This window comes from Dietzia sp. CW19 (assembly GCF_014145265.1).
Taxonomy (GTDB): Bacteria; Actinomycetota; Actinomycetes; order Mycobacteriales; family Mycobacteriaceae; genus Dietzia; species Dietzia natronolimnaea.
On record NZ_JAALEE010000219.1, the window covers coordinates 1 to 7,759 of the forward strand.

Here is a 7,759-nt window from a genome sequence, read left to right on the forward strand (position 1 = left end):
GCGACGATGTCCTCGAGACGGGCACCCCACCCGCCCGCCGTGTAGATCCCGGGCTCGACGGAGAACACCATGCCCTCCGCCAGCACGGTGTCGGCCCCGGGCGCGACGAACGGGGGCTCGTGCAGCCCCAGACCGATCCCGTGTCCGGTGCGGTGGAGGAACAACTCCCCGAGCCCCGCGGCCGCGAGGTGTTCGCGGGCCGCGGCGTCGACCTCGCCGATCGCGACGCCAGGGCGCACCGCCTCCCGGGCCAGACGCTGCGCCTCCTGCAGCACCGCGTACGCCTCGGCGATCCCGGGGTCGGGCGCCCCCATCGAGTACGTGCGGGTGCAATCCGAGTGGTACCCGCTCTCGAGTGGCCCGCCGATGTCCACCACGACGATGTCCCCCGGTTCGATCACGCGGTCTGAGACCCCGTGGTGCGGGTCGGCGCCGTTGGGCCCCGAGCCGACGATCACGAACTCGGCGTGTGTGAGCCCCTCCTGCACGATCGCGGCGGAGATCAGCTCACCCACCTGCTCCTCGCTACGACCGACCTCGAGGAACTCACCCATCCGCGCGTGGACCGCGTCGATACGGCGGGCGGCCTCGGCGAGCTGGTCGAGCTCGTGCGGCGTCTTGACGGCCCGCACGTGGTCGATCACCTCCGAGGCCAGGATCACCTCACCGTCGACACCCAGCTGGAGTGGGACGAGATGGAGCGCGGGCAGCGCGGTCGAGACGGCGATCCGGCCCCACACCGTGCCCGCGACCAGAGGGACCGCGTCCGTACCGTCCGCCCAGGGATGGATGTCCGCGCCCACCCGGGCGGCGGCCCGGCGGGTGACACCGGTGAGCTCGAGCGCAGGGAGCACGAGGAGGGGCGTTCCGTCCCCGACGGGCACGACGAGGGCCGTGAGCCGCTCGTGGGACTCCATGCGTTCGCCGGTGAGGTAGTCCATGTCCTCGCCCGAGTACACCACCACGTGATCGATCCCGAGCTCGCGCGCTCGATCACGCACCGCCGTCAGTCGCCGGGCGTGGGTGTCCGAGGGGCCGGTGCTCATCCCCCCACCCTAGGTCGTCGGGCGTCGCGGGCGCCCGCCGTCCGCTCCCGGCGGACCACTGTCACCTCGCCCTCTCACGGGGAGGACTATTCTGACGCCAGGTCGATACCCGGCCCACACTCGACCCGAGGAGGCGCGGTGTCCCAGGGCCCGCTCATGGTTCTCGACAGTGCCGGCCTGTGGTTCCGCGCGTTCCACTCGGTACCGGAGAAGATCACCGGACCCGACGGCGCACCGGCCAACGCGGTGCGTGGATTCTGCGACATGGTGTCGGTGCTCCTCGAGGAGTACTCGCCGGCCGGACTGGTGGCGGCCCTGGACCGCGAGTGGCGCCCCGACTGGCGTGTGGGGTTGGTTCCGTCGTACAAGGCCCACCGTGTCGGGGACGACGGCGGGGAGGACGCGCCCGCCTCACTCCACCCGCAGGTCGGCGCGATACGGGAGATCCTCACCGCCGCGGGTATCACGCAGGCGTCCGCCGCCGACGCCGAAGCCGACGACGTCCTGGCGGAACTTGCCGCGCGTGATCGCGAGGTGCTGGTGGTGACCGGCGACCGCGACCTGTTCCAGCTGGCGTCGGCGAGCACCACGGTCGTGTACGTGGGGGCGGGGATGAAGAAGCGACTCGCGTACACCCCCGAGGTCGTCGCGGAGCGCTTCGATCTTCCCCTCGGCGACGACGCGCGCGTGTACGCCGACTACGCGGTACTCGTCGGTGACGCCTCCGACGGCCTGCCGGGGGTGGCGGGGATCGGCACCAAGACCGCGGCCTCCCTCGTGCGGGAGTACGGGGGCCTCGACGGCATCGTGGAGGCCGCCGAGGACGACGGATCTGGTCTCACCGCCCGGCAGCGGAAGGCGGTTCTCGAGGCCGCCGACTATCTGACCGCCGCCCGCGGAGTGGTCCGTCTGCGGGGTCGCGGGTTCGAGCTCGAGTTCGAGGGTGATACCGACGGCCGGCGCGGACACGTGGACCGGGCGCGGTTGGACGCCCTCGGTGAGGCCACGGGACAGGCGCGTGCGATCGGGCGTCTGGAGAAGGCGGCCTCGGTCCTGGACCCGGCCTGAGAGCCGTCGCCGGTCCCCTGCAGGCCCGGGGCCGGTCATCTCCCGCGCCGGAAATCTCCAGCGCCAGTCATCGATAAGAGCGTTCCGCACACCCTCTTCTCGCACGATGTGTGCGGAACGCTCTTCGCGATGGAGGGATGGCGCGACTGCGCGGTGGAGGGATGGCGCGACGGGGGTCAGACCGTGTGGTCGAGTACGACCCCGCGACGTAGGGACCCCACGGCCGACCGCGCCGTCCGCGCGAGATCGGGCTCGGCGACCTGCCCGACCTGGGCCAGGACGTCCACGACCAGCCGCGCGGAGCGAACGAAGTCCCCGGCGGTGAGTTCCACGCCCTCCTGCCACGAGGCGGCGAGGATCGACGACAGCGCGCCACCCGACACCCAGTGGTGCAGGACCGGTGCGAGTCCCGCGTCGAGATCGGGGGTCGAGGGTAGCTGGTGGGCCTTCTCGATCGCGGCGACGTCGGCGGCGACGAGTTCGGTCTCGGCGAGGGCCGCGCGCAGGAGTTCGTCGGACGGTTCGCGGACCACCGCGTCACTCCGGGGGTGGGCCACGACGGTGGCGATCACCGCCGCCAGACCGGCCGGGTCGAGTCCGACCCACACACCGCGTCGGAGACACTCGGCCACGAACAGGTCCTGCTCGGTGTGCACACCCGCGAGCAGACGGCCGGCGTCCGTGGCGCGGATCGCGCCCTCGTGTTCCTCCAGGTATCCCAGGTGGTCGAGCAGGCCGACGATCCTCCGGAAACGGCGGGCCAGGGAGTCGGAGTCGGATTCCACCTCGGCGGTGAGCTCAGCCACGTCCGCCGCTGCACGGGCCCAGCGTTCGTGGAGACGTGCCAGCCTGTCGATCCGCGGGTCCTCGTGCAGGGGGTGCTGGCGCACGGCGCGCCGCGCCGCGGCGATCCGCGGGTCCTTGCGGACGGGCTTGCCGCCGGCGTTCTTGATCCGGCCCCGGGCCTTACCCCGGAGCCCCTCCATCCGCTGCACCAGCGCCCGCTTGGCCCGCCCGTCGAGCTTTCGCCGGCCCCGGGGCAGATCGACCCTCCCCACCGGGACGGGGGGCGCCGCGAAATCCTGCTGACGCAGCCAACCGGTCCAGCCGGTGTCGGTCAGGCACAGCAGTGCCGGGTCGGCGGGGATGTCCGTGCGGACCTGCAACACCGTGGCGACCATGCCGAACCGTTTACGGCCCACGGTGATCACCGAACCCGCGGTCTGCTTGAGCATCGCCGCACGGACGGACTCCAGCCGGTCGTCCCGGGTCGCCTTCTCGGTGGACCTCTCCAGTCGGCTGAGGTCCGCGCGGAGCGCCATGTACTCGTCGAGCTGCGAGTCCCCGCCGGCGTCCTCCAGATCCGCACGGATTCGGTCCCGCTCATCCGTCCTGCGTTCCACGGCCCGGGACCGGGACACCAGCGTGCGATCGGTCTGGAACTGCGCGAACGATCTGCCGATCAGCGAGGTCGCCTCCACCACGCCGAGTTGCTCCACGAGGTTGACGGCCATGGAGTAGTCGGGGGTGAACGCGCTACGCAAGGGGAATCGCGGCGTGTCCACCAGTGCGGACAGGGCGTCCAGGTCGAGGTCCGGCTGGTCCAGCACCACCGCGGTGCCCTTGGTGTCGATCCCCCGCCTCCCGGCGCGCCCGGTGATCTGCGAGTACTCCGCGGAGGTGAGCATGGCGTGGGTGTCGCCGTTGAACTTGGTGGTCTTCTCCAGGACGACCGCGCGGGCTGGCATGTGGATTCCCAGGGCGAGGGTCTCGGTGGCGAACACCACCTTGATCAGACCCGCCGAGAACAACTCCTCCACGATGGTCCGGAACAGCGGCAGCATCCCCGCGTGGTGGGCCGCGATGCCGCTGACCAGCCCGGCCCGGAAGGCGGTGAAGTCGAGCGCGTCCAGGTCGTGTCGGGGCACCTGTGCGCATGCGGCGTCGACGTGCGAGGCGATCCGCCGGGACTCCTCCCCGGTGGTCAGCCGCAACCGGGCCCGCCGCATCTGCGAGACCGCCCCGTCGCAGCCCGCCCGGGAGAACACGAAGTAGATCGCGGGCAGCAGATGGTCGTCGTCGAGCTTCTCGATGACGTCCTGGCGCCGCGCCCATTGCGCTCGGGGCCGGGCCGCGACCCGCTCGTCGTGATATCCGCCTCGGGTGCGCCGCCGTTGGTCGGCCGCCGCGCGGACCGGGATCAGATCCCCGTCCGTGTAGAGCATGTGTGCGAGCGGAACGGGCCTCAGCTCGGAGAGCACCACGGCGGTGTCCCCCCGGATCTCGCTGATCCAGTCCCCCAGCTCGTCGGTGTTGCTCAGCGTCGCCGACAGGCCCACCAGTCGAACCGCCGGATCGAGGGTGAGGATGATCTCCTCCCACACCACCCCTCGCGACCGATCACCCAGGTAGTGGATCTCGTCCATGACCACACAGTCCAGGTCGTGCAGGGCGGAGGAGCCTGAATAGATCATGTTCCGGAGGACCTCGGTGGTCATCACCACCACCGGGGCGTCGGCGTCGATCGAGTGGTCCCCGGTGAGCAGCCCCACGTTCTCGGGCCCGAACCGATGACGGAACTGCCGGAACTTCTGATTGCTCAGCGCCTTGACGGGCGTGGTGTAGAAGCACCTGCCGCCGCCGGACAACGCCCGGTGGGCCGCGTACTCCCCGATGAGCGTCTTGCCCGAGCCGGTGGGCGCCGAGACGAGCAGATTGCGGCCGGCGTCGAGCGCGGTGAACGCCTCCAGCTGGAACGGGTCCGGGTCGAAGCCCTCCGTCTGCAGGAACGATTCGAGCAGCGTGCCCGAATCGTGGGGCTCAGAGCGTGTCGTCATACATCGCCCCACCCGACGGCGCCTGGAGGGGCCGGGCACCACCGAGTGGCTCGGGTGCGGACAGCGGGCCGGTGGACCGGACCGCACCGGAGCCGTCGAGGCGCTCGGACGGGCCCAGCGGCGACGCGGACTCGTCGTCGACCTCGAGCCACTCCTCGCGGTTCCTGCTCTTGCGCTTGTCGTGGATGCGGGCGAACTGGATGGACATCTCCACCAGGATGCACACCGCCCCGGCGAGGGCCAGCATCGAGAACGGGTCCTGCCCGGGCGAGGCCACGGCGGCGAAGACGAAGATCCCCATGATGATCCCGCGGCGGGACCTGGCGAGCACCTCGTACCGGAGCACTCCGGCGACGTTGAGCATCGCGATGAGCAACGGGATCTCGAAGCTCACCCCGAAGATCAGGATCAGCTGGATGAGGAAGGTGAAGTACTGCGTACCTGAGAGGGCGGTGGTCTGGACGTTGTCGCCGATCGAGAGCAGGAACTCGAGGGCGAAGACGATGACGATGTAGGCCAGGACGGCGCCGCCGATGAACAGGACGGCGGCGAGGAACGTGAAGGCGATCCCGTAGCGCTTCTCGTTCTTGTGCAGGCCGGGAGTGATGAAGGCCCACAGCTGGTAGAGCCAGACCGGGCTGGCCAGCACGATGCCGGCGGTCGCGGCCACCTTCAGACGCAGCATGAACTGCTCGAAGGGGCCGGTGGCGAGGAGGCGGCACTGGTCCCCCGAGTCGCCGAGCTGGAGGCGGGCACCGGGTGGGATGTCGCAGTACGGTCCGGTGAGGATCTCACCCAGCGAGGGGACTCCGAAGAATCCGCTGCCGTACCACCAGAAGCCGAAGCCCAGCGTCACGACGATCGCCGCGAGGGCGATGAGCAGCCTCGTGCGCAGCTCGTAGATGTGCTCGATGAGCGGCATCGTGCCGTCGGGATTCCGTGGCCGGCGCCTGCGCTTGGACAGCACCCGACCGGCGCCGCCCCTGGGGGTGGCGCCGGTCTTCTCCGGTCCGCTCTGCGTCATCGGTGAGGTGGCCTGCTACCGCTGGGGGCCGGTGCCGCCGTCGTACGGCGCGGTGGGATCGAAGTGCTGCTGGTGCTGGCCGGGCTGCGGCGGCTGCTGATTAGGCTGCTGACCCTGTGGCTGTTGGTACTGCTGCTGGGGCTGACCCGGCTGTTGGTACGGCTGCGGGGGCTGACCCGGCTGCTGAGCCTGGGTCTGCTGGTACGGCTGCTGCGGGGCCTGCGGGTAACCCTGGGTCTGGGGCTGTGCCTGCTGGGGATGCGCCTGCGGCTGGACGTACTGCGCCGCATTCGGCTGGCCGGCCTGCGTGAGCGCCTCAGGCTCGGCCGGCTTGTCGTCGTTCTGCATCTCCTTGATCTCCGACTTGAAGATCCGCATCGACCGGCCGAGACCGCGCGCGGCGTCGGGGAGCTTCTTGGAGCCGAAGAGAATCAGCACCACCGCGAGGACGATGAGCCAGTGCCAGATGCTCAACGCACCCATGTCAACCTCCGTTTGTGGGACAACATGCCCATGCTAACGCACCGAGGCCGACAGGCGTTGTCGCGGTCCTCGTCTGCAAAGGCGGTGACCAGCGGGTTCACCACGATTTCACGTCGACGATATCGAGTCGTCGCCTGCCGAGTAGAGCGCGAGTCCCGCGGTGGCCCGGGCGGCGATCTCCGCGGCCAGCGCGGGGTCCGACGGCGTCACCACGTCTGCGTGCCCGAGCAGGAACCTGACCAGCCACGCCCGGTCGTGATAAGCGATCGAGACGTCCAGATCTCCGTCCGGGCGCCGGACGACGTCGTGGAAGCCGAACTCGTCGAGGAACCACGCCGCCGCCGAGGGGACGACGGCCCGCTCCATCAGGACGCCCGCCTCGCCGTCGTCCTGGGGTTCCGGTCCGAGCGCGCGGCGCGGTCCGACCTCCTCCACCCCGCTCATCCGGTCGGTGCGGAACGTCCTCCACTGACCCGTCCCGCGGTCGACGCCGTGGACGTAGGAGTGGCCGTCGGAGACCGAGAGGCGAGCGGGATCGACCACCCGGGTGGTGGAGGTGTCGGAGCTGGCCGAGTGGTAGACGAATCGCAGCGCGTGTCCGTCGTGGACCGCGGTGCGCACCACATCGGCATCCGGGGTGGTGGTCTCCGGACGGGCGGCGTCGACGCCGCGTCCCCCGGCACCCGATTCGACACCCGCCGCGGTCCGGAGGGTCCGAAGCAGATCGCGCAGGGCGGTCTGGTCGACCACCTCGGGATGATCCAGGAAGATCGCGAGCCCGGTCTCCAGGGTGACGGCCTCGGCGGCGGTGAGGCGGACGGGCCGGTCGATCCCGGCGGTGAACGTCACCTCGACCAGCTCTGCGTCGTCGAGGTCCTCGGACGAGAACGCCAGGTCGATGAGGTCGCCCGGGCCGTACCCGGGGAGCCCGCAGGACCACAGCTGCCACAGGGCGTCCCGGAGCTGCTTGTCCGACATGCCGAGGTCCCGCGCGGCGTCGGCCACGGGCACGGCTCCCCGGGAGTGGAAGTACGGGACCACGCTGAGCAGGGTCGCCAACGGGACGGCACGGGGGGTCATCGGACGGCCTCCTGCGCCGCGGTGAGAATGGTCACGACCCGGACGCGCAGCTCGGCGGGTCTCAGGGCGACGGCGTCGGCGCCCTGGGAGGCGACCATCGACGACAGCTCGCCGAGGGGGGCACTCACCTCCAGGTCGATGCCGGCGCGACCGAACCGGGTCGCGGGCCCGGAACCGCGGGCCATCGCCCGGAGTTCGGCGGCGTGGCCGTCCGCCGCCCA

At 70.9% G+C, this 7,759-nt stretch carries 6 protein-coding genes and 1 pseudogene; 1 reads left to right on the forward strand and 6 read right to left on the reverse strand.

All coding sequences use genetic code 11. The features are described 5' to 3' along the window. Nucleotides 1-1,046 (reverse strand): Xaa-Pro peptidase family protein (locus tag G6021_RS07290; protein WP_182640964.1); only part of this gene is annotated, 1,046 nt, incomplete at its 3' end. A gap of 138 nt (nucleotides 1,047-1,184) precedes the next feature. Between G6021_RS07290 and G6021_RS07295 the strand changes: the two genes are divergently transcribed. Further along, nucleotides 1,185-2,114 carry a 5'-3' exonuclease H3TH domain-containing protein gene (locus tag G6021_RS07295; RefSeq protein ID WP_179525258.1) on the forward strand — a complete coding sequence of 310 codons (930 nt, stop codon included), beginning with the start codon at nucleotides 1,185-1,187 and terminating at the stop codon, nucleotides 2,112-2,114. 176 nt (nucleotides 2,115-2,290) lie between these two features. Here G6021_RS07295 and G6021_RS07300 read toward each other — a convergent pair whose 3' ends face one another. From G6021_RS07300 to G6021_RS07320, 5 genes and pseudogenes are all read right to left on the reverse strand, one after another. Beyond that, complete coding sequence (locus G6021_RS07300) at nucleotides 2,291-4,951, reverse strand: DEAD/DEAH box helicase (RefSeq protein ID WP_182640965.1); 2,661 nt, start codon at nucleotides 4,949-4,951, stop codon at nucleotides 2,291-2,293. Next, a complete protein-coding gene (gene tatC, locus G6021_RS07305; protein ID WP_241730486.1) occupies nucleotides 4,935-5,873 on the reverse strand; it encodes a twin-arginine translocase subunit TatC in 939 nt (312 codons plus the stop codon). The genes G6021_RS07300 and tatC overlap by 17 nt, the downstream gene beginning before the upstream one ends. Before the next feature lie 117 nt (nucleotides 5,874-5,990). Beyond that, a complete protein-coding gene (tatA, locus tag G6021_RS17750; RefSeq protein WP_182617383.1) occupies nucleotides 5,991-6,458 on the reverse strand; it encodes a Sec-independent protein translocase subunit TatA in 468 nt (155 codons plus the stop codon). Nucleotides 6,459-6,566: 108 nt separating this feature from the next. Further along, nucleotides 6,567-7,538 carry a WYL domain-containing protein gene (locus tag G6021_RS07315; protein WP_182640967.1) on the reverse strand — a complete coding sequence of 324 codons (972 nt, stop codon included), beginning with the start codon at nucleotides 7,536-7,538 and terminating at the stop codon, nucleotides 6,567-6,569. Beyond that, a pseudogene (locus G6021_RS07320) lies at nucleotides 7,535-7,759 on the reverse strand (WYL domain-containing protein); the annotation flags it as partial. The pseudogene G6021_RS07320 and the gene G6021_RS07315, both read right to left, overlap by 4 nt.

Coding starts and splice junctions, on each gene's coding strand:
- tatA (WP_182617383.1), bottom strand. CDS start 6,458: ATGGGTGCGTTGAGCATCTGGCACTGGCTCATCGTCCTCGCGGTGGTG.
- G6021_RS07315 (WP_182640967.1), bottom strand. CDS start 7,538: ATGACCCCCCGTGCCGTCCCGTTGGCGACCCTGCTCAGCGTGGTCCCG.
- G6021_RS07300 (WP_182640965.1), bottom strand. CDS start 4,951: ATGACGACACGCTCTGAGCCCCACGATTCGGGCACGCTGCTCGAATCG.
- tatC (WP_241730486.1), bottom strand. CDS start 5,873: ATGCCGCTCATCGAGCACATCTACGAGCTGCGCACGAGGCTGCTCATC.